Raw genomic sequence first — 22,032 nt, forward strand, 5'->3', positions numbered from 1 at the left:
TAATGTTTAAATGTGAATATTTTTAATTCTTTAAGCGTATAAACTCGCCAACATTGATTTGAGTGATTGGCTTGGACGACCTAAAAGTTTTTCTAAATCTTGGCTTTGAACTTCATACTGCTGATGTTTAATATCTACAACTGTGCCATGTGTGAGATAGATCATAAATTCGGGCAAACCGATTCTTTTTAACAACTGTTGATAGGCTTCTTCAGTGAGATCGTGATATTCCACTGGTATTGTTTTAATTTGACTCAGCTCATCAGCAATATCTTGATAACTATAAGCTTGGCTGCCGACTAACTCATAGACCTTGTTCTCATGATCATTTTGAATTAAGGCATTTGCTATTGCTTCTCCTAACTCTGCCCTTAACACATAAGGCACTTTTCCCGCACCTCCAGAGAGCTGGATGCCTGTATCGATGACCCTTTCCCCAATAATTTGTGGAATCGCTTCTGCATACATGGTGTTGCGTAGGAGTGTATAATTCAGTCCGCTTGCTTTGAGATAATCTTCAGTTTGAAAATGACTGATCATCAAATCCTTCACCGCTGAATTTTCAATATTTTGAATGGATAAACCTGTGTAATACACATGCTGAACACCTGCTTCACGCGCAGCATCGATAACATTCTTATGTTGTTCAAAGCGATTCATTTCCATCGTTGAAATAAGAAGTAGCTTGTCGACACCCTGAAAGGCTTTGATCAAACTTTCAGGTTGATTGAAATCTCCTTCACGCACTTCAATATGTTCGTTGACATAAGGTTTGGCTTTTTCTAAGTTTCTCGCCAATACAGCAAATTCATTGTTTTGTAGCTGTTGCTTTAATTGTTGCACTACACTTCGCCCTAAATGGCCAGTAGCACCGGTAACTAAAATCATTTAATAACCTTGGATTATTTTTGCAATGATGTAATTTATAGGCGAGTTAAAAAACGAGATCACTATACTGTTGTATAGTGAATTTAGGATTTCATTTGATTAAATTTTATGACGAGATGGGAGGATAGATGGCTGATTTTATGAAAGAGAATGCTGAAACATTAAGCGAAGATGACCAATGTAATTTGATGTTTATTGTGGCGCTTAAAAATGCCATGAACGTCATTAATGGCAAATGGAAACTTGCGATTGTTGCAACCATGATTAAACAGCCACGCCGTTTTAATGAGATTGAACGTCTGCTGCAAGGCATTACACCCAGAATGATTTCTAAAGAGCTTAAAGAACTTGAATTGAACAATGTTGTTGAAAAAATTGAGTCTCTTGATGAAACCACAGGTAAAACGACCTCAATGTATGATCTGACGCCATCAGGTCGTGGCCTAGAAAAGTTGATGGTTCAAATGGCGGTTTGGGGACAAGAGCATAAAGAGAGTTTGAAATAATTATATTTTTTTATTGATCGAATCAAGGCGGTCTAAGTCTAAGACCAGTACCACAATTTTTGCATCGATGACTTGATAGACCAAGCAATAGCCTGCCGATCTCAATTTCACTTTATAAAGATCAATTGGGCTACTGAGCTCATTTTTATAGAGTATTGGTAATTTTTATCAATTTGAAAAGAAATAAATTACTGCTAAATTAGTCACCAAATATAGGGACTTTTTATGACAGAAAAATTATATTACTGGGCTGAAAATTTAGAAGGTTACAGTTCAGATAATGATACAGAAACCGATAATGAAGAAGTAATAGAAATAAAACGTCTTAATTTTTTCATTGGTAAGAATAATGCAGGAAAAAGTCGATTTTTAAGAAATCTATTTATTAGTAATTATCCTAGTGGATTTTATAACTTACAAAAATTGGTCAAGAATTTAAAAATTTTAAAGACACGTTTACCTAATTTAGAAACACAGTTTGGATATAGTTCAAGCTATTCCAATATTAAACATAATTATAAAGATCTAATTCAAGATTTGGAAAATAATAAAGTAAATCAGTTAATCTATTTAAATTCTTCCATTAAAGGATTTTTAGAAAGAGATAATAATTTAAAAGGATTTTTTGAGGATTATAGTCTTTTCGAGATAAGTGATGAAGAAATTGTAAAAATTTCTGGTTGTTTTTTAAATAGATTTTATATCCCTATTCTACGTGGAATGCGTCCGGTCACTAACCAAGAAAACAAACAACCATACATCGAACGTGCTCAAAAAGATTATTTCCCCAATAGAGATAAATTTAATTCTAAAAACATTATTACAGGTGAATGCCTATACCATGAACTTAAAATTCATTTGCTAGGTGAGCCTGAACAACGCGAATTAATTAAAAGCTATGAAGAAAAATTAAGCCAATATTTCTTTGATAACGAAGCTGTTTCATTGATTCCTAAACATGATCAAGACGTTGTGAATATTAAAATTGGTAAAGATAAACAATTTGCTATATCTCAATTAGGTGATGGTCTGCAACAAGCCATCATTTTGACTTATGAAGCATTTATCAACAAAGATAAAACACATGCTTTCTTTATAGAAGAACCAGAACTTCATATGCATGCAGGTATGGTTCGTCAACTCATGAATTTTTACTTAAATGAAACGCCACATTATTACTTTTTTACCACACACTCGAATCATCTTTTAGATATGGCAGATGAATCAGACCAAGTCATGATTCAAAAATTTGTGAAGCAACCTAAAGAAGATAACTCGAGCGAATTCGAGTTTAAGATTTATCGTTGTGACCGAGATCGTGACTTACTTGCTTCTCTCGGTGTACGTCCTTCTTCGGTTTATTTGGCAAACTGTACTATTTGGGTAGAGGGTATTACAGATCGGCTGTATATCACTAAATATATGCAGAAATATTTAGAAGTTTTAAAACAAGAAGAAGCCTTATTCGTTGAAAGAAAACCTAATAAATTAGATTTATATAAATTTCGCTCATCAGATATTCAACGGCTAATGCCGAATTATCACTACACTTTTGTAGAATATGCAGGTAGCAACTTAACGCATTGGGACTTCAGAGATAAATTTACTGATCATTTAGATGATCGCGGTTTAAATGCTCTCTTAACAACAAGTAGCGTCTTACTTATTGCAGATGGTGATATCAAAAATAAAAGTAACAGAGCTGAAATTCTAGAAGAAAATCTTGGTGAAAAATTTTTACTTTTAAAATGTAAAGAAACTGAAAATACCCTTCCATCAAACATTATTTACCATGCTTGCCGTATTAAATTTTTAGGCTTAAAGGATGCTTTTCAGGATAATGAGCTAAAAAGAAATATCCTTTCCAATCATCCATCCATAGATGGTATGCAAGCAGATACAAAAAAAGGTTTCGACATTTTAAAGCTAAATATTTCTAAAAATTATTTCCATGCTAAAAATGGAATTGGAAAAATTATCGATGATCAAATTAAAGATGGTGATCCTAAAACTGACGATGGCAAACCTAAAAAATGTTTTTCCGATCAATCAGGCACTATTAAAGAAAAACTTAAATTTTGTCGCTTAGTTCTAACAGTTATGGATCATGTTGAATGGGAATTAACTGATTCTGCTAAAGAATTATGTGAGAAAATATTCGAACACATTATATCGGAAAATCCTTTACCAAATAAAAAGACCGCTTAAGCGGTCTTTTTTATTACTATCTCATCAAGCCACAGGCGCCAACGTAAACAACACCTGCCCTGTTTTCACAGTTTGCCCTTTTTCAATGCTAATCGCTTCAACCTTCATACGTTCAGGCGCAATAATTGGAATCTCAATCTTCATCGCTTCAATCACGGCAAGCGTAGCGCCTTCTTCCACAATATCCCCTGACTGACATTCAATTTTCCAAATTGAACCCGGCATATGTGATTCCACCGCACAGCCCCCTTCAGGCACTTCCACGCCTTCACTATCATCCACAGTATCAAGGCTTTCAGACACGTATTCTGCAAGTCCTGCCTCATGCCAACGACGACGTTCTGCATCAAAGTTGGCTTGTTGCACAGACTTAAATGCCGAAATGGACTCTTGGTTTTCAGTTAAGAAGTCGTTGTACTCTTTTAAGTTTAATACGCCTTCTTCAATACGCAGTTTTAAGCGACCAGCTTTAAAGTCCTCACGCATCTGCATAAGTTCTTCTTCAGACACTTCATAGAATTTAATTTGGTCAAAGAAACGCAGTAACCACGGTTTGCCTTGCTCAAAGTCAGCATTTTTACGGTAGCGTGACCACATTTGCGTGGTACGACCAACAAACTGATAGCCCCCCGGACCTTCCATGCCATACACGCACATATAAGCACCACCAATACCGACAGCATTTTCAGGTGTCCAAGTCCGTGCAGGATTATATTTAGTGGTGACCAAACGCTGACGTGGATCAAGTGGGGTTGCCACAGGTGCACCAAGGTACACATCGCCCAAGCCCATGACTAAATAGCTTGCGTCATACACCACATCTTTTACGGCTTGCTTGTCTTTTAAGCCATTAATACGACGGATAAATTCGATATTGTCTGGACACCACGGTGCATCTGGACGAACGGTTTGCATATAGCGTTCGGTGGCAAGTTGCGTTTGTGAATCTTCCCAAGCCAGTGGTAAATATACAGTCCGTGATAGGACTTGCATCTCGGTCACATCAGGCAATTCAGCTTCAGCGACTTGCAATAAACGCAGTAAATCAAGTTGATCGAGCTTGATCGAATCAAAATGAATTTGTAGCGAACGAATACCTGGTGTCAGGTCGATAATGCCCTGAATATTTTGCTTTTGAACCCATTGCATCAGCGCATGAATTCGGAAACGTAAGTTCAGATCAAGCACCAAGTCGCCATATTCCACGAGCATGTAGTTGTTACCCGCAGGACGATACACCACATCAGGCGCACCATTTTCACCTTTTAAGGTATCAAGTACGGCATTTTTTAAGGTTGAGATTTCAGAATAGAACGACTCATCAAATGCCACCGCTTGTGTATCTGAAGCTTCTAATTGCGCATGATATTTTTCATTCAAAAGTTTGGCTTGGTGATAACTTACAGGGACAAATTTCACTTTGTCACCGGCTTTAAGCTGACCGAGTTTCCATAGTTCAGAATGAATCACCACTGCAGGACAAACGAAACCACCGAGACTTGGACCATCTGGACCCAAGATAATTGGCATGTCACCGGTAAAGTCGATAGCACCAATGGCATAGGCATTATCATGAATATTGGATGGATGTAGACCCGCTTCACCACCATCTTCACGTGCCCATTCTGGTTTTGGACCAATCAGGCGGATACCGGTACGGCTCGAGTTAAAGTGAATCTCAAAGGTATTGGCAAAGAAGGTATCAATATCATTTTTGGTGAAGAAATCAGGCGCACCATGTGGGCCGTACATCACCGCAATTTCCCATTCATGGCTAAATGAAGGCACTTGTTCAGGTGCAAGAGCTTTAATTTCATCGCTTGTGAATGCTGTAATTGGGAGCATATCGCCAATCAGTAAGTTACGCCCGGCATGACCACCAAACTGACCCAAGGTAAAAGTCGCTTGTGAGCCGAGATATTCAGGCACATTCAGACCACCTTTGATGCCGATATAAGTCCGGCAACCTGTCGCGATTTTGCCACATTTGAGAATCTGACCTTTACGCACATTCACGGTTTGCCACATCGGAACTTGAGCACCATCTAGTGTTGATGGCATATCACCACCGGCAAGCACGATTTGGCTATCACAATGGAATTTTAGAGTTGGACCTTGTAACGTACATTCAAGCCCTGCGGTGTTATAGGCGTTGCCAAGTAATTGGTTTGCAACATTCAGTGATAATGGGTCAATCGCACCGGATGGTGGCACACCGACATCCCAATAGCCCAAACGCCCTGTGACATCTTGCACGGCAGTTTGAATACCCGCTTGCAACACTTCAACCTTTTGGGTTTTCCACTCAAAGGTATTGAGGAAGCGTGTGGTTTGTGTACCCGCTTTAAATACCTCACAGTCGATGATGTTTTGTAGATATTCAAGATTGGTTTCAATCCCTGCAACTGAAGTTTTCGCCAAAGTATCCGTCATGGCTTGAATCGCAGAAGCACGATCGCCTGCTGTGACAATGATTTTAGCAATCATCGGGTCATAGAATGATGATACATTTGAACCTGTTTCTACCCATGTTTCATTACGGGCATTAGCATCAAACTCAACATGTGTCAGTAAACCGGCACTGGGTTGGAAGTTTTTGATTGGGTCTTCAGCATATAAACGTACTTGAATCGAATGACCATTAGATTCCAATTTTTTAGTTGGCGCGGTCCAATCACCGCTGGCTAATGTCACCATCCATTCCACCAAGTCCACACCAAAGACTTGCTCAGTCACACCATGTTCCACTTGTAGACGGGTGTTCACTTCCAAGAAATAGAATGCTTGTGTGTCAGTATCCATCACAAATTCAACCGTACCGGCAGAACGATAGTTCACCGATTGCATCAGTTGAATGGCAACATTTTGGATATAGGCACGTTGTTCATCATTGATATGCGGTGCCGGGGTTTCCTCAATCACTTTTTGGTTACGACGCTGTACCGAACAATCACGCTCACCGAGTGCGATCACCTGACCTTGACCATCGCCAAAAATTTGCACTTCAATATGACGGGCATTTTGTACAAATTTTTCAAGATACAAACCGGCATCTTTAAAGTTGGCTTGGGCTAAATAAGACACGGTTGCATAAGCATCTTTCAGTTCAGCTTCATTCCAGACCAAGCGCATGCCGATCCCACCGCCACCTGCGGTACTTTTCAGCATCACAGGATAACCAATACGATTCGCTTCCGTTAAGGCTTCAGCTTCATCTGCAAGTAATTGACTACCCGGTAATAATGGCACATTGGCTTGAATCGCAAGCTCACGCGCCGTGTGTTTCAGACCAAAGGCACGCATCTGCGCAGAATTTGGTCCAATAAAAGCAATACCCTGTGATTCACATAGGTCGCAGAATTCAGCATTTTCAGACAAGAAGCCATAACCCGGATGAATGGCTTGTGCTCCGGTTTGTTTAGCAACCTCTAAGATTTTTTCAACGTTTAAGTAGCTTTGGCTGGCTGGTGCTTCACCGATATACACCGCTTCATCCGCTAAAGTCACATGCAGTGAATCACGATCGGCCTCTGAATAGACTGCAACTGATTGGATACCGAGTTTTTTAAGGGTACGAATGACACGACACGCAATTGCACCACGGTTGGCGATCAAAACTTTATTCAATCCATATTTTTTAGTCATGGTTATGCGTCCTCGCCTTCACGGATGATCAATTGAATTTTGGTTGGGTTATAGGCATTACAAGGATTATTCAGTTGTGGGCAGTTGGAGATCAGCACGATTAAATCCATTTCCGCTTTAATTTCCACATATTTACCCGGTGCAGAAATACCATCATCAAACTTTAGATGCCCCTCAGAGGTCACGGGCACATTCATAAAAAAGTTAATATTTGGACCGATGTGGTGCACGTTTAAGCCATGTTTTTTGGCAATTGGATGCTGAGACAATGCAATCATGAAATTGTTACGGCAACTGTGCATTGGATATTTGTCATGTGCATAACGAACGGTGTTACTTTCACATGAACAAGCACCGCCTAAAGTGTCATGGCGACCGCAGTTATCATCATGGATGGTGGCAATTTTGTTGCCAAAGTTGGTGTATAGAGCTGTGCCTTTTTCTAAATAGATTTGTTGATTAATCGCTAAGGTATCAGTTGCGCTATAACGCTCTTCAGGGTTTGATGCCGAGATAAACAGCGTATCCACCGCTTGGTTGCCTTCTAAATCCACAATACGGAAATACTGTCCTTTTTTGACTTCGCACATCCATGCTTCACCGGCAGGACAAACTTCGCTTAAAACTGATTTTTCTAATTTCACTAATGCAGTCATGTTGTATCCCCCAATTAAGCGCTGAGTGCGTAGTAACGATTATTGTTTTGAAATGCACGCTGATTTTGCGGGCATGAATCACGACATACATCGCTGTCGCTTAAAGGAAGTGCTTTGTATAAAGACAATTGAACATCGACAGGCGCATATTCCGTGCTGTTATCTAAAGCATGCGGTGCGGATGATAAGAACACTAAGCAATCCATTTCAAAGCGCAGTTCAATCACTTGATCAGTATTGTCAGATGCCACATAACTGAGGTTGCCATTGTCATCTGGTTGAACTTTGGAAAACAGATTTAAAGTACTGCTAAGGTCTGTTGCGGATAAGCCGAATTTGGTCATTTCAAGCAGTAAAGAATCTTTGCCGTTACGGTACATGTCATTACGGGCATCTTGAAAGGTTTGCGTGCCAAATTGTTTTTCGATTTGTTGTGCATTACTTGGTGCGCAGAATGCATCATTCCACCCGTGGTCGTCTTTGACAATGGAAATCATCGCGCGACCCAGGTCAGATGCAAGGATATGCCCCGTGCTTAAAAATGCCGTATGTTGCCCTTTTAAGCTGTCTGGCATGTTATAGCGTTCGAGTTTATCTTCTGAATTTACACAGTATAGAGCCACATTGGCATTTTTGCCTAAGGATTTGAGTTGTAATACTGCGCCACGCTGAATGCGTGCTGACCAGTGGTGTCCACCCGGTAAACGTTCCGTCCAAAGGACTTGATCTTCGTGATAATTTATTGTGCTCATATGCATCCATCCCAATCTTTTACGGTTTACCTCCCGGGCTTTTATCCCTCCGTGTAGCTTAAGCTTGCAACTTAAGCCGTGAACTCTCGGTCGCAGACCTACATGAAACTTCATGTATCGGAACCCTAGATCACTTTATGATTGAATAAATAGATGCAAAGGCTGTGCCAAAGTAATACTCTTTTGTGTTTTAGTATTACTGTCGCTTGATATATAACATTTCTCTTAGAGCTGATTGTATTGAACGGAACTTTATTGAAGTAAACCTGTTGAATCAGTCGGAGTAAAGAATACTCGGTAAGCACCGAAATTAACCTGCGTGCAATTTTCTTGTGCAAAGAAAAAAGCTAACACATGATTCTATTTTGTTTGTTATGAGCGGTTATTTTCTGATTGCTTAAGTAGGTTTAGACTCTGGTTGATATCACGCACAGTGATTAACTTAAAAATCATAACTAAGCTTCCAAGTGCTACGAACAAAAGAAATACAAGTAAAATGATTAAAGTCATCCCTGTGTTTAATGCGCTATCTGAGGTATAACGAGCTAAAAACCAAGTAAAATTTGAAAATATAAAAAAAGCTAAAGAACCGGTGACGGTATATAAGGCACCATACGCTAACCCTTTAAAGACTAATTCCCGTTCTGAATAAATACATTGAATTTCTCCATTTTCAACTTTAAAAAATTTCCATGTAGTGCGAAGGGACTTCACTAAGTAAAAATAGTAATCTGCATATTTGCGTATAAGTATATCGGTTAAAAATGAAGGAATCTCGACACCGCCATTGAGTTGATCACTGGCAATTTTCTTCAAAAAAGGATCTATTGTTTTATTCGGGCTTACAGAGATAAATTCTCGAATGTAAAAAGATGCAGCCTCATATAAATTTTTATTTTCATTAAAACTTTTCAGACTCACAAAATACGTTTTTCGACCGTAAAAGACAGCGACGATACCTATAAGCGTCGTACAAATAATCGAAAATAAGCTGAGATAGTCTGAAACTGAAAATGAAGGTATGAGTTGTATCATGGATATAATCTTAAATTTATAATGAATTGAGTTTTATAATTAAAAAAAAACACTTAGATAAATGACCAAAATGGTGGACAATGGACTGAGATCAGATCGTTTACTTTCTACAAACAGATGATGAGTCCAATGTCTCGATGTCAGACATCAATCTTAGTTAAAAAAGTATAATCAAAAGCAAAAAATTCGTCTTCATACAAATAATAGCGACTATCTAATTTTCATCTTAACTTCGCTCATTATTGATATGAAGATTCATTCGAGGTTCAATCTTCACTTTATTCAGAATGATTAAACTTTATTACATGTAATAAAGTTTTCTTGATTCTGAAAATTTAGCTAATTTTTTTATAAATGAATCGAAATAATCTTTTTCCTTATCTTCAGTTCGAAAACCTGCATATAAAGTACGCCTTAACCCCTCTGGTGCAACGCAATCTAGGCGACGTGAAGTGACCCACCCTTTGGTTTCATATTCGTTTACCACCCAATCTGGTAAAGCTGCGATTCCACGCCCACTTGCGACTAACTGAATCAGCATCTGGGTCAGATCTGTGGTTCGAATATTTTTTGGAAGAATATTTGCAGGAATGAACAACTTCGACATGATATCTAAACGATGTTTGTCTACTGGAAATGTAATCAGCGTTTCATCAGCTAAATCTTGAACAGTAATGTTTTTTGCACGTACCAAAGGATGTGTTGTAGATAAAACAAGTCGTGATTCATATTCAAATACTGGGAAATATTCAACTCCCTTTAATGCAATTGGGTCTGCAGTAATCAACAAATCAAATTCGCCATTTTGTAGCAATTCATGAGGATTTGCTTCAAACCCTGATGCGAAATCTAAATCAACATCAGGATATTGGTTTCGATACTGATTTAATATCGGCATGAGCCAATCAAAACAACTATGGCATTCTGAAGAAAATGTAATTCTGCCAGTTTGCCCATGGATAATACGCGTGATATCGCTTTGAGCAATCTGAACTTGCGGTAAAATTTCATCCGCTAACTGCAACAGTCTTAAGCCAACATTAGAAAAAGTAATTGGTCTCGTCTTGCGGTTGACGACTTCAACCCCCATCCACTGATCAAGCTCACGTAACTGATGAGATACGGCTGAAGGTGTAATGCAGAGATCACTCGCTGCAGCGACTAAAGAGCCATGCTCTCTCAAAGCCAATAGCATTTTCAAATGTTTTAGTTCGATCATATGGGAAAAAACTCAAATCATGATCCCTCTAGGGACATATTAAAATCTTCGCTTTAGCCCACATTAAGTGAGCTATCTAGGCTGATAAGACATTTGGGTGAAATTAAATCAATCCTTTTACAAGGAAGATACTTCCTATGATAACCAACAAGACAGCGAAACATTTCTTTAACATTGCTGGCGATAAGGCATGTGCAGTTTTGGCACCAAATTTTGCTGTTATAAAACTCATCACACTAATGCCAATGAAAGCATAAATATGAACATACCCGATGGTATTCGGCACATTGATCTCAGCAGTCATACCAAAAACCATAAACCCTATAGCACCAGCTAGAGCTATTGGTAATCCACAAGCAGCAGATGTACCGACAGACTTTTGCATCACCACCCCATAACGATTCAGATATGGAACGGTCAGACTACCACCACCTATCCCAAAGAGTGCAGATGCAATCCCAATGACACTACCTGCTGCAACTTGCTGACTTGATGAAGGAAGAGCCATTGTTGAATTAACTGCTTTGTTCGCGCCTGTAAACATAGTATACGCCACCCAAATCAAAAATAAGCCGACCATGATTTGAAGATGTAATCCCGGTAACAAACCAGCAATTCCAGCACCTGCAAAACAGCCGATGGCCATGGGTGGAGCTAAATTTTTAAATACAGGCCATAGCACAGCACCATTTTTATGGTGTGCCATTAATGAGCTAATCGAAGTGACAACGATTGTTGCTAAAGATGTTCCTAGTGCCAGATGCATAATGACATCAGGATCATAACCCATTTGGGTAAAGACAATAAAAAGTAGTGGCACAATAATCGTACCACCGCCTACACCAAACAGCCCAGCCGCAAAACCAGCAAATGCACCGATGATTAAAAAGGTTATAAGTTCCACAATAGACTAACTTTTAAAAAGATGAAGGGATTAAGGGGTTGAATTAAGCGTGTTCCAACTGACCCACTTGATGATAAGCACGGTTAAAGTACACCAAACTTTCTTCTTGATTACTTTGCTTTACTGCAGTCACACGGCATAAAAAAATACTATGTGTACCGACTTGTTGAATAGTCTCAATCTCGCAATCAAAACTGACTAAAGCATCTTCTAAAATCGGCGACCCAGTTTTTAAATCAATCCAATCACCTAGTCTGAAGCGATCTTCTGAGCTGAGCTTGCTTGAAGCAAAAGCATTCGAAAGCTGTTCATGCTGAGTACTCAGTACGTTTACAGCTAAGATTTTATTTTCAACAAAATGTACATGTGAACGAGAGGACTGATTCATACAGACTAATAGTGTTGGCGGAGTATCTGTGACACTACATACCGCAGATGCAGTAAAGCCATGCATCCCTGCTTCGCCTGTGGTTGTAATCACATTTACCGCAGTTGTAAGTAAAGACATTGCATTTCTAAAGTCTGTTGCTTCAATCATCTCTTTCATCTCAAATATACATATGACGTGTCGTACATTAGACAGAACAAATGATCTTGCGACGATTTGCCCTGATTAATACAAGACTACGTTTGATTAAGCTTCTAGCTCTTTACGGACAATGGCAGCTCCAGCACTTAAAGCCTCAAGCTTGCCACGTGCCACTTGACGAGAGAGCGGCGTCATACCACAGTTCGTTGATGGATAAAGCTTATCCGCGTCCACAAATTGCAAAGCTTTACGCAGGGTATTCGCGACTTCTTCTGCGGTTTCAACTTGATTAGTTGCCACATCAATTGCACCGACCATGACTTTCTTACCACGAATCAATTCAATCAAATCCATTGGCACACGTGAGTTTTGGCATTCAAGCGAAATAATATCGAGCTTAGATTGTTGTAGCTTCGGAAATGACTCTTCGTATTGGCGCCATTCATTACCCAAAGTTTGTTTCCAATCGGTATTGGCTTTAATACCGTAACCGTAGCAAATATGAACCGCAGTTTCACATTTTAAACCTTCAAGTGCACGCTCTAGGGTTGGTACCCCCCAATCATTTACTTCATCGAAGAATACGTTAAACGCCGGTTCATCGAATTGGATAATATCCACGCCTGCTGCTTCAAGCTCTAAAGCTTCTTGGTTTAAAATTTTGGCAAATTCCCAAGCCAATTTTTCACGGCTCTTGTAGTGACCATCAAATAAAGTATCAATCATGGTCATTGGACCAGGCAACGCCCATTTAATTGGCTGATTGGTTTGGCTACGCAAGAATTTCGCATCTTCAACAAATACCGCTTGTTTACGAGAAACTTCGCCCACAACAGAAGGTACACTTGCATCATAACGATTACGAATACGCATGGTTTCACGCTTTTCGAAATCCACACCATCAAGATGCTCAATAAATGTGGTGACGAAGTGCTGACGGGTTTGTTCACCATCACTCACGATATCAATACCAGCAGTGACTTGCTCATGTAATGATAATTTCAATGCATCACGTTTTGCCTCAAGAAGCTCTTCCCCTTCGAGTTTCCATGCAGACCATAGTTTTTCAGGCTCAGCTAACCAAGATGGCTTCGGTAAACTACCCGCAGTTGAAGTTGGGAGTAATAATTTCGGTGGTGTAAGTGCCATGTCTAATCTTCTTTCTCTAAATTCGTGAATCTGTATATCAATTGGATGTTTTAAGCAGCTGTTTCGACTTCGAAATTTTCAGCCCATTCATTTAAAATGTCTTGATAAGGCTTAATGAAATTTTCTTCTGTCCATTTACCTTGTTTGACTGCTAACTCAGCACGTTCTACACGGTCATACACCACACGTGTAAGTGAATAATCGCCATAGCTTAGACTTGGTTGATACACCACACCTGCAGGAGAGTTGGTGTTGTAGATTTCAGGTCGATAGATGCGTTGGAAACTTTCCATAGTTGCAATCGCACTGATCAATTCAAAATCAGTGTAATCACGAAGTAAATCTCCAGCGAAATAGAATGCGAGTGGTGCGTTACCACCTTCAGGTTTGAAATAACGTACACGTAAGCCCATTTTGGCAAAATATTCATCGGTACGTGAATATTCATCATTTTTGTATTCCACACCCAAAATAGGATGTACGTTGGTGGTACGGTAATAGGTTTTAGAGGTTGAAACACTTAAGCAAATTACCGGTTCTTTGTTGAATTCTGCTTTAAATACTGCTGAATTCACTAGATGTTTATACAATTTGCCATGTAGATTACCAAAATCTTCAGGTTTTTCACCCACGCCACAACCCAACTGAGGCAATACCACACTGAAGTCATAATCACGCACATAAGATGAGAAGCTATTGCCAATCATACCTTCAATACGTTCACCTGTTTGGTGATCAATCACCACACTTTTCAGTGTTTCAATAAATGGGAAAGTTTGTCCATTGCCTTCGATATCAATTTCTGCAGAAATGATGTCGATCTCAAGTGAATAGCGATCACCTTTAGGATTATCGACAGTCGCCAAGCTATTAAAACGGTTGTTGATCATCGCAAGTGTACGGCGCAGATTTTCCTGACGACTTTCACCACGAGCCAAATTAGCAAAGTTTGTAGTCAAACGTGTACTTTCTGCTGGCGTATAGTTTTCATCAAAACGGATACGTTTAATTGAACACTCAAATGCTGTACTCATGGAGATTGCCACCTAAAATTTTATAAAAAACTAAATTTCTGAATGGCTGTATTTAAACGTGAATAATAAAGTGAGTAAAACGATATAAATTCAGCTTAAGATGAGAATCCCTCATGTTAAAGCATATTCGCTATTTCAAAGCGATTTAGAATAGATGAGCTAACTTATGCATACAGTTAATGAGTAGATCACTGGTATACGGATGCGATTCCGTTCACTCAAATGGTGCTCAAGTGAATTTATCTCAACCTAACCTTAGAAAATATCAGCTTATTAGAGGTTTAATTATCAACTCAATCTTTAAAATATAGGGTTTAAATTTAAACCTATATAACCATGTCAAACAAACTTGAACGTCAAAAACTGTCTCTCCCAGCAGGTCACGACAAACTTCTACTTCATTCCTGCTGTGCACCATGCTCGGGTGAAGTGATGGAAACCCTGATTGAATCAGGCATCAACTTTTCGATCTTTTTTTATAACCCCAATATTCATCCTGTCAAAGAATATGAAATTCGTAAAGAAGAAAATATTCGCTTTGCCGAAAAACATAACATTCCTTTTATCGACTGTGATTACGATACAGACAATTGGTTTGCACGCGCCAAAGGTATGGAAAATGAACCTGAAAAAGGCATTCGTTGTACTATGTGTTTTGACATGCGTTTTGAACGTACAGCTTTATATGCAGCTGAAAATGGCTTCAGTCTAATAAGTAGTTCGCTTGGTATTTCCCGTTGGAAAGATATGAAGCAAATCAACGACTGTGGTCATCGTTCAGCTTCACATTATGAAGGGATAACTTATTGGGATTACAACTGGCGTAAGAATGGTGGTGCTGTGCGTATGCTCGAAATCAGCAAAAAAGAGGAGTTTTACCAACAGGAATATTGTGGTTGCGTCTATTCCTTACGTGATACTAATCGTTGGCGTATGAGCCAAGGGCGTGATCGCATCAAAATAGGTGTGAAATTCTATTCAAATGCTCTGGATGATCTAGACTGATTACTTCAGTATTTAGCTATAATCTATATAAATAATTAAGCTTATGGCTAAATTTCAAAATTGTTGATCAGATTTTATAGTTTTTAACATATGAATGGTATCGTAAGTTTTTAACCACTCACGTTTAATCACGTCGAAACCTTGTAAACGCCAAAATTGCTCCGCTGCAGGTAAAAAGGGATGTGTATGCAAATACAAGGTTTCTATGCCGTGTTGCTCGGCATGTGTAAATAATAACTGACACAGTTGCGTGGCAATGCCTTGTCGACGATATTCAGGCAGTACAAAAAGTTTGACCACCTCACCAGCACCTTCAGCAATATCCAAATCAAAACGTCCGTCATAGGCACGGTAAGCAATCGTTGCAATAATTTTGGCTTGATTTTTGACCACGATAAAACAGCCTAAAGGACTGTCCACATAGTACTGCTCAAACTGGGCAATATCTTTTGGAATACAAGCACCATACAGTTCTGGAAATAAAAGCTGCCGTGAATATAAAGCAAATTGAATGACAGATTGATCGGTGGATTGCAGTGTTTCATAGGTTAAATTCATTTTACAACCAAGAATGATCAGGGATAACAATGGTCTTGTCTTGAATCATGGTTTCATGAAACTCCACATCGTAGACGCTTTTTAAAAATTTCGGATCGGTGAGACGCGCTTTTGAATCAGGGCGAATCACTTCATGTTCACGCATAAAGAACAAATGATCGGCAAATAAAAATGCCAAATTCGGGTCATGCATAATGGCGATCACAGTAAAATTCTGCCGTGACAATTGACGCAGTTTTTTCATCAAATAAGATTGATAATAGACATCCAAATGATTGGTCGGCTCATCTAATAAAATCACTTTTGGTGCTTGCACCAAAATACGGGCAATCATCACCAATTGACGCTCTCCGCCTGACAGCTCGGTATAAGGGCGTTCTTTTAAATGTTCGATATCGAGATCAATTAAAGCCTGATCGACCATGTCCCAATCTTGTTTAGATGGACGAAATCGACTAAATGCAGCCCGACCTGTAATCACCACATCTTTAACTAAAAATGGGAAAACCGTTTTATGGAACTGCGGTAAAAATCCAAGTAGCGCGGCCCTTTCTTTACCTTTTATGTTTTCTAAAGCTCGACCTGCATAAAGTACTTGCCCATCTGTGGTCTGTTCTAAACCTGCCATCAGTTTAAATAGGGTCGATTTGCCACAACCATTGCGACCTAAAATCACCGAGAACTGATGCGCTGGAAATTCAAGCTGAATATTTTTTAACACGTGTTTATGCCCATAGGCATAGTTCAACTGTTCAATTCGAATCATGCCCAAGCCGTCCTTTGTGTTTTGATCAGTAATAAGAAAAATGGCGCACCGAGGAGCATGGTGAAAATGCCAATTGGAATTTCAAAGCTGAGTAAAACTCGTGAAAAATTATCAATGAGTAGCAAAAAACTGCCGCCTAAAACCATGTTGGCAGGAATACTGTAACGATGGTCAGGGCCAACCAACATACGCACAATATGCGGCATAAATAGTCCGTATAGACTAATGATGCCTGCGGCAGCCACTGAAGTTGAGGTGCATAGCGTGACCAATACAATCAGTATGAGCTGCTCCCACTTCGGATTTACCCCCACGGCTTGTGCTTCATCAGCTCCCAATGCCATCAGATTCAAGCGCCAACGCATGGCGTATAAGCCCATTAAAGCCACCGTAATCGGCACAACCGCATATTGGACTTTCTGCCACGATGCCTGATGTAAATTCCCCATGGTCCACTGCACGATCGCTTGTAATTTAAAAGGATCACTTAAATATTGAATAATGGTCAGTCCTGCTAAAAACAGACCTGAAACAATCATGCCGGATAAAATCACCATCACCAATGAAGTTTGGCTTTCATGCTTTTGTTGGGCAAACACATAGGTTAATGCCACTGCACATACGCCAAAAATAAATGCTGATAAATTGGGCGATAACCAACTCAAAGATAATGCTAAAGCCGCACCAAAGGCGGCACCTGAAGAAATCCCTAGCACATAGGAATCCACTAAGGGGTTGCGGAATAAAGCTTGCAATCCATTGCCGGCTGTTGCCAAAGCCGCCCCAACCATAAAGGTTAATAAGATGCGTGGTAGGCGAATATTGAAGACAATATTTTGCATCAAGCTAAATTGTTGCGCATCAAAATACGCTGTACCCAACATCCACTGGATAAACCATAGTGCATAATCCCCTGCGCTTAATGTTTGACTGGGGCCGAGCAACAGCGACACAAAAATCAGCAGAATCGGCAATGGATAAAACCAGGTGTATTTCAATTTTGCCTTATTCATGACATCAACTCCTTGGCAATTTTCTGACCATAGAGTTTCTCTAAAATTTTGAGTTGCAAGGCTTCAACTGCTAAGCCTGAGGTGTCAGGGTAAATGTGATGATGCAGATAAATCGCAGTCACAATAATTTTGATTGTATGTGGGTTATAGATAAATGCAGGGCTGAGATTAAACACTTTCTGTTGTTGTACTGCTTTTAGACATTGCAATTCTTTACGCTGATAAATCAGGTTTGGGTCGGTATTCCACAGCACAATATTGTCAGGATTCCACTCAATCAACGTTTCTGGATTAACATTCGGTTGATTGGTCTCTGTCTTAACGATGTTGTAAGCCCCAGCCAATTCAATAAAATCATTGGTAATCGATTTGCGTCCTGAGGTTGAATAAATTCGCCCACCTGACCATGCGTAATACACTGATTGCTTATATTTTTGTTTTGAGGTTTTGAGTGCCACTTCAGCCAGAAGCGCATCTGAAAAATCCAGAATTTCTTTAGCACGTTGCTCAGCACCGGTGAGTTGGGCAATTTCATACAGCTCTTCTTTTACCTGATTATAGGTGCCTGACTCCATCACATAGACCGCAATACCGAATTGTCGAAGCAATTGAATGGTTTGCGTTTGCCCACTGACTAAAATGACCAAATCTGGCTTTAACAGCATTAAGCTTTCAATATTGGTGGCATTTGTACCTTGTGAAGGTGTGGCGAGTTGCTTATTGGCAATACGTGAGTCCATTTTAGAATAAGCATTAAATAACAAGGGCTGTAAATACACCTCAGCAGGAATCCCCACGACCTTTGCACCCTGCCCCAACATATGTAGCCCGTCTAAACCTGACTCAAATAAGGATACAATGCGCTGTGCCGGCTGAGCTAGGCAGACTTCGGTCTCTGAGCTATCAACCACACAATGCGATGTTGGGCTTTGTATTTTTGCTGGTATCGGTTGCTCTGTTGCCGTACAAGCCAACAGTACACAGCTCAGTAAAAGGACAATAAATCTTTGCATTAGTATTGCCACTGTACCGATAACGCTGCTTTGATCGGCTCACCGGGTTGAATCCATACATGGCTATAACTGGATAGATAATATTCCTCGTTTAACAAATTATGAATATTCAATTGATAGCGTAAATTTGGATTTGCTTGGTAATAAGCCCCAAGGTTAAATACGGTATAGGCAGGTAAGCTGAAACCATTAGCCGTATTGGTTGGGCTGTCCCCACTGCGTTGCCCGACATAATGGAGATTGAAATTTAGACCTGCCGCTTGTTGCGCATTTTGCCAAAGGTCATAGCTTGCCATGACATGTGCGCTATGTTTGGGTACGTTGCTCAGTGCTGAGCCTGCAGGCAACACATCATCTTTGCTGACTTTGGCATCCATATAGGCGTAGCCTGCTGACACCAGCATCTGGTCATTGATACGATGGTTGAAGTCAATTTCAAGTCCCTTGCTTTTCACTTCACCGACTGCAGCTTCAAAGTTTGGGTCAATCGCATCCGTCATCAGAACATTTTTTTTGCCCATATCAAACAAGACGATGCTAAGCATGCTGTGATCTTGCCAATGGTATTTCGCGCCGATTTCATAGCTTTTCGCTGTTTCAGGTGCAAACGTCTCCCCTGTGCGACCCATGCCATTATTCATGGAAAATGTTTCGCCATAATTGGTGTAAAAAGAGAGTGCTGGCGTAAGACGGTAATTGAGGCCTATACGTGGGCTAAACTTTTGTGCTGTACTCTGATCCTTGAACTGCGTGCGATGGTTGATGAAGCGCTGTTCGACACGATCGAATCGACCTCCGAATAACACATTCCATTGGTCATTAAAAAAGACCTGATCTTGTACATTCACAGCCATGTACTGCTGACGTTCATCGGAATCGGTATGTAAAGGTAGTTCAGAGCTAAATTGCCCATAAGTGGGATTGTAAATGTTGATCCAATTTGGCTGAGCAGCCGAGTGATTAAGACGCAATTGACGTTGCATAAAGTCCAAACGCCCTGTTTCTGCACCGAGTACCAATTCATGCTGAACATGACCGAGTTCCAGTTGACCAAGTAATTCACTTTGGAGCAGCATATCCTCGGTCTGATAATCACGATGACGACGCTGACGCTCTAATGTTTCAAGGTCAGCCTGTAATTTGCGTGGTTCTGTTGAATAGCCGACCATTTGCGCATCTTTATAACTGATCGCAGCATTCATCTGCCATGCGTCATTGAGCTGATGCTTTAATCGTACTTGATAGAGATTGTCTTTGACGCGCATATCACCATCAGAAGGCTCACCCGTAAAGGTCTTTGGATCCATCAATAACTGGTTGTTGACAGCCGTGATACCACGGTCAAATGTGCCTAGATGCTGGGTAAATTCAGTATCTAAATCCACTTGGGTATTTTCAGATAATTTCCATGAGAATTGTGGCGCGACAAATAAACGTTGGCTACTGACATGATCACGGAAAGACTGGTTATCTTCCATTGCAGCGGCTATTCGATACGCCAACGCATCGCTGATTGGCGCGGTCTGTTCAAGACTTAAACGATATTCATCTTGTGTTGTCCCACGAAGATTAAGCGTTGTTTCAGACGTCCATTTTGGTTTTTTTGTGGTGACATTCAATGCCCCACCGACCTCACCACGTCCATACAGTGCGGCACTGGGACCTTTTAAAAAATCCAGTGATTCAATATTGACCATATCTTTAGGTGCAGAAATGCCACGATTGACACTCAGCCCATTACGAATGGCATCCACCCCCATATTGGGATTGCCTTGGAATCCTCGGAATGAATAGTTATCCCAAAAGCCCCCACCATAATTATTTTGATGCAATACCCCACTCACGATGCTGAGGGCTTGATCCATGCGCTGAATATCTTGCTGCTGGATAACGTCTTGCGACAAATGGCTTTTATTAAACGGGATATCCAATAGATCATGCTGAAACTTGCTTAAAGCTTGAGATTGCTGTGTAGATTCTGAGGCTAAAGTTGTGCTGACATAAATCGTATCTAAGGTTTTGACCTGATCTGTTGCAATCACCTGATCATTTATACCAACCAAACTCATTAAAAAAACTACACGCGATTTCAAAAAAACTATCCTCATCTATACGCACAATATTGATGCATTTACAAATAGTGATTTCAAATTGGTGCACTATTCATAAAATTAATGCACTAAAACTAAGCAAATGTTGTTCTGGCATCGCTGGATTAGTTTTGTGTACATTCTTGTATACAAGATATGAATTAGAGGCAAAAAAAATGCCAATTTTTTAAAATTGGCATTTTTTTAATAATTTATCCTAAACAGTCGAAAATATTTTAAGAGTAATTTTCTTCACGTCCTCAATACTATGTAAGACATGATGTTCTGCTAAATGGATCGCCCCATGAGCATCACGAGCTAAAATACATCTAAGTATTGCAGCATGATCATGATAAGCATGCTGGATATCGAATTCACGCATAGCGCCTAGACTGAGCACAATTCGGATTTTTTCACTGATTTCATGATGAATCTTGGCGATTTGACGATTTCCTGCAGCTCTAACCAAGGCACAATGAAAATCTTCACTTTGCAGCACCAATGCTTTGGTGTTCTGGTTATAGTCCTGTTCGTCTACAAGCCATAATCGCTTTAAATTCTGTAATTCTTCAGATTGCTCATGATCCATTACGCATAAACGTTTAACAGCCTCTTTTTCCAAGATCATACGTAAATCAAAGAGCTCCTGATAAAAGGTAAAATCTAAAGGCTTAATTTCCCAACCACTGCGGAAATGCACATTCACATAGCCTTCCTGTTCAAGACGATACAGTGCTTGCCGTGTTGGGGTACGGCTGACCTCATACTTTTCAGAAAGGTCCGTTTCAGTAAAACGTTGTCCAGGTTTGAGCTTAAAGCTAAAAATATCATCCTTTATTTGTTGATAAATCACATTAGCTAAATTGCCAGTGCCTGACTTAATGGGCGTTATGCTCATCCTTAATTCTCGTTTTACATTTATGTAATAAATAAATTATAGAGTCATCATGAGAATTTAAGAATCAGTAAATATTGATATATAGGAAAATAGATTAAATTTTGGCTTTTAGATTTATAGGATAATTTAATTTAAGCCCCTATATAACGCTAATTAATAATTGC

19 protein-coding genes and 1 riboswitch are annotated in these 22,032 nt (G+C 39.8%); of the genes, 3 read left to right on the forward strand and 16 right to left on the reverse strand.

Features of this window, described 5'->3' with window-relative positions; genetic code table 11:
• Positions 1 to 30 precede the first annotated feature (30 nt).
• Positions 31 to 888: an SDR family oxidoreductase gene (locus AC1M86_RS05665; RefSeq protein ID WP_481607466.1), complete on the reverse strand. Its 858-nt coding sequence runs from the start codon at positions 886 to 888 to the stop codon at positions 31 to 33.
• A 128-nt stretch (positions 889 to 1,016) separates the two neighbouring features.
• Between AC1M86_RS05665 and AC1M86_RS05670 the strand changes: the two genes are divergently transcribed.
• Together AC1M86_RS05670 and AC1M86_RS05675 are read left to right on the forward strand one after the other, a co-directional pair.
• Positions 1,017 to 1,394 carry a winged helix-turn-helix transcriptional regulator gene (locus AC1M86_RS05670; protein WP_481592738.1) on the forward strand — a complete coding sequence of 126 codons (378 nt, stop codon included), beginning with the start codon at positions 1,017 to 1,019 and terminating at the stop codon, positions 1,392 to 1,394.
• Positions 1,395 to 1,619: 225 nt separating this feature from the next.
• The gene (locus AC1M86_RS05675; RefSeq protein WP_481587090.1) at positions 1,620 to 3,602 is read left to right on the forward strand and encodes an AAA family ATPase; all 1,983 of its coding nucleotides are present in this window, start codon (positions 1,620 to 1,622) and stop codon (positions 3,600 to 3,602) included.
• Between the two features lie 24 nt (positions 3,603 to 3,626).
• Here the strand turns inward: AC1M86_RS05675 and uca are convergent, their stop codons facing one another.
• The 9 genes from uca to AC1M86_RS05720 form a co-directional block, all read right to left on the reverse strand.
• Complete coding sequence (gene uca, locus AC1M86_RS05680; RefSeq protein WP_481607467.1) at positions 3,627 to 7,247, reverse strand: urea carboxylase; 3,621 nt, start codon at positions 7,245 to 7,247, stop codon at positions 3,627 to 3,629.
• A 2-nt stretch (positions 7,248 to 7,249) separates the two neighbouring features.
• Positions 7,250 to 7,903, reverse strand: coding sequence for an urea amidolyase associated protein UAAP2 (locus AC1M86_RS05685; protein WP_481588264.1), 654 nt, complete (start codon positions 7,901 to 7,903; stop codon positions 7,250 to 7,252).
• Between the two features lie 14 nt (positions 7,904 to 7,917).
• The gene (locus AC1M86_RS05690; protein WP_481588265.1) at positions 7,918 to 8,655 is read right to left on the reverse strand and encodes an urea amidolyase associated protein UAAP1; all 738 of its coding nucleotides are present in this window, start codon (positions 8,653 to 8,655) and stop codon (positions 7,918 to 7,920) included.
• Between the two features lie 28 nt (positions 8,656 to 8,683).
• Positions 8,684 to 8,795: riboswitch (guanidine-I (ykkC/yxkD leader) on the reverse strand.
• Between the two features lie 232 nt (positions 8,796 to 9,027).
• Positions 9,028 to 9,690, reverse strand: coding sequence for a hypothetical protein (locus AC1M86_RS05695; RefSeq protein WP_092766425.1), 663 nt, complete (start codon positions 9,688 to 9,690; stop codon positions 9,028 to 9,030).
• Between the two features lie 301 nt (positions 9,691 to 9,991).
• Complete coding sequence (locus AC1M86_RS05700) at positions 9,992 to 10,909, reverse strand: LysR family transcriptional regulator (RefSeq protein WP_092766426.1); 918 nt, start codon at positions 10,907 to 10,909, stop codon at positions 9,992 to 9,994.
• 103 nt (positions 10,910 to 11,012) lie between these two features.
• Positions 11,013 to 11,813 (reverse strand): sulfite exporter TauE/SafE family protein, encoded by an 801-nt coding sequence (locus AC1M86_RS05705; RefSeq protein ID WP_092766427.1) that lies wholly within the window; start codon positions 11,811 to 11,813, stop codon positions 11,013 to 11,015.
• A 43-nt stretch (positions 11,814 to 11,856) separates the two neighbouring features.
• On the reverse strand, positions 11,857 to 12,351 hold the full coding sequence (locus tag AC1M86_RS05710; protein ID WP_481588562.1) for a flavin reductase: 495 nt from the start codon (positions 12,349 to 12,351) through the stop codon (positions 11,857 to 11,859).
• Between the two features lie 96 nt (positions 12,352 to 12,447).
• Positions 12,448 to 13,491: a methionine synthase gene (locus AC1M86_RS05715; RefSeq protein WP_481588266.1), complete on the reverse strand. Its 1,044-nt coding sequence runs from the start codon at positions 13,489 to 13,491 to the stop codon at positions 12,448 to 12,450.
• 50 nt (positions 13,492 to 13,541) lie between these two features.
• Entirely contained in the window at positions 13,542 to 14,525 is a 984-nt protein-coding gene (locus AC1M86_RS05720; RefSeq protein WP_481588267.1) for a putative oxygenase MesX, read from the reverse strand.
• Between the two features lie 336 nt (positions 14,526 to 14,861).
• Here AC1M86_RS05720 and AC1M86_RS05725 point away from each other — a divergent pair, with 336 nt between their 5' ends.
• Positions 14,862 to 15,530 carry an epoxyqueuosine reductase QueH gene (locus AC1M86_RS05725; RefSeq protein ID WP_092766431.1) on the forward strand — a complete coding sequence of 223 codons (669 nt, stop codon included), beginning with the start codon at positions 14,862 to 14,864 and terminating at the stop codon, positions 15,528 to 15,530.
• 54 nt (positions 15,531 to 15,584) lie between these two features.
• On the opposite strand, the gene AC1M86_RS05730 is transcribed toward AC1M86_RS05725, so the two are convergent.
• The 6 genes from AC1M86_RS05730 to AC1M86_RS05755 form a co-directional block, all read right to left on the reverse strand.
• Positions 15,585 to 16,088, reverse strand: coding sequence for a GNAT family N-acetyltransferase (locus tag AC1M86_RS05730; protein WP_481607468.1), 504 nt, complete (start codon positions 16,086 to 16,088; stop codon positions 15,585 to 15,587).
• 1 nt (position 16,089) lies between these two features.
• Positions 16,090 to 16,854, reverse strand: coding sequence for an ABC transporter ATP-binding protein (locus tag AC1M86_RS05735; RefSeq protein ID WP_481607469.1), 765 nt, complete (start codon positions 16,852 to 16,854; stop codon positions 16,090 to 16,092).
• A complete protein-coding gene (locus AC1M86_RS05740; protein WP_481607470.1) occupies positions 16,851 to 17,867 on the reverse strand; it encodes a FecCD family ABC transporter permease in 1,017 nt (338 codons plus the stop codon). The genes AC1M86_RS05735 and AC1M86_RS05740 overlap by 4 nt, the downstream gene beginning before the upstream one ends.
• Complete coding sequence (locus AC1M86_RS05745; RefSeq protein ID WP_481607471.1) at positions 17,864 to 18,880, reverse strand: ABC transporter substrate-binding protein; 1,017 nt, start codon at positions 18,878 to 18,880, stop codon at positions 17,864 to 17,866. The genes AC1M86_RS05740 and AC1M86_RS05745 overlap by 4 nt, the downstream gene beginning before the upstream one ends.
• Complete coding sequence (locus tag AC1M86_RS05750) at positions 18,880 to 20,973, reverse strand: TonB-dependent receptor (protein WP_481607472.1); 2,094 nt, start codon at positions 20,971 to 20,973, stop codon at positions 18,880 to 18,882. The genes AC1M86_RS05745 and AC1M86_RS05750 overlap by 1 nt, the downstream gene beginning before the upstream one ends.
• Before the next feature lie 214 nt (positions 20,974 to 21,187).
• Complete coding sequence (locus AC1M86_RS05755) at positions 21,188 to 21,868, reverse strand: GntR family transcriptional regulator (protein ID WP_481607473.1); 681 nt, start codon at positions 21,866 to 21,868, stop codon at positions 21,188 to 21,190.
• Positions 21,869 to 22,032: the final 164 nt, after the last annotated feature.

The organism is Acinetobacter sp. ANC_7654 (assembly GCF_056779855.1).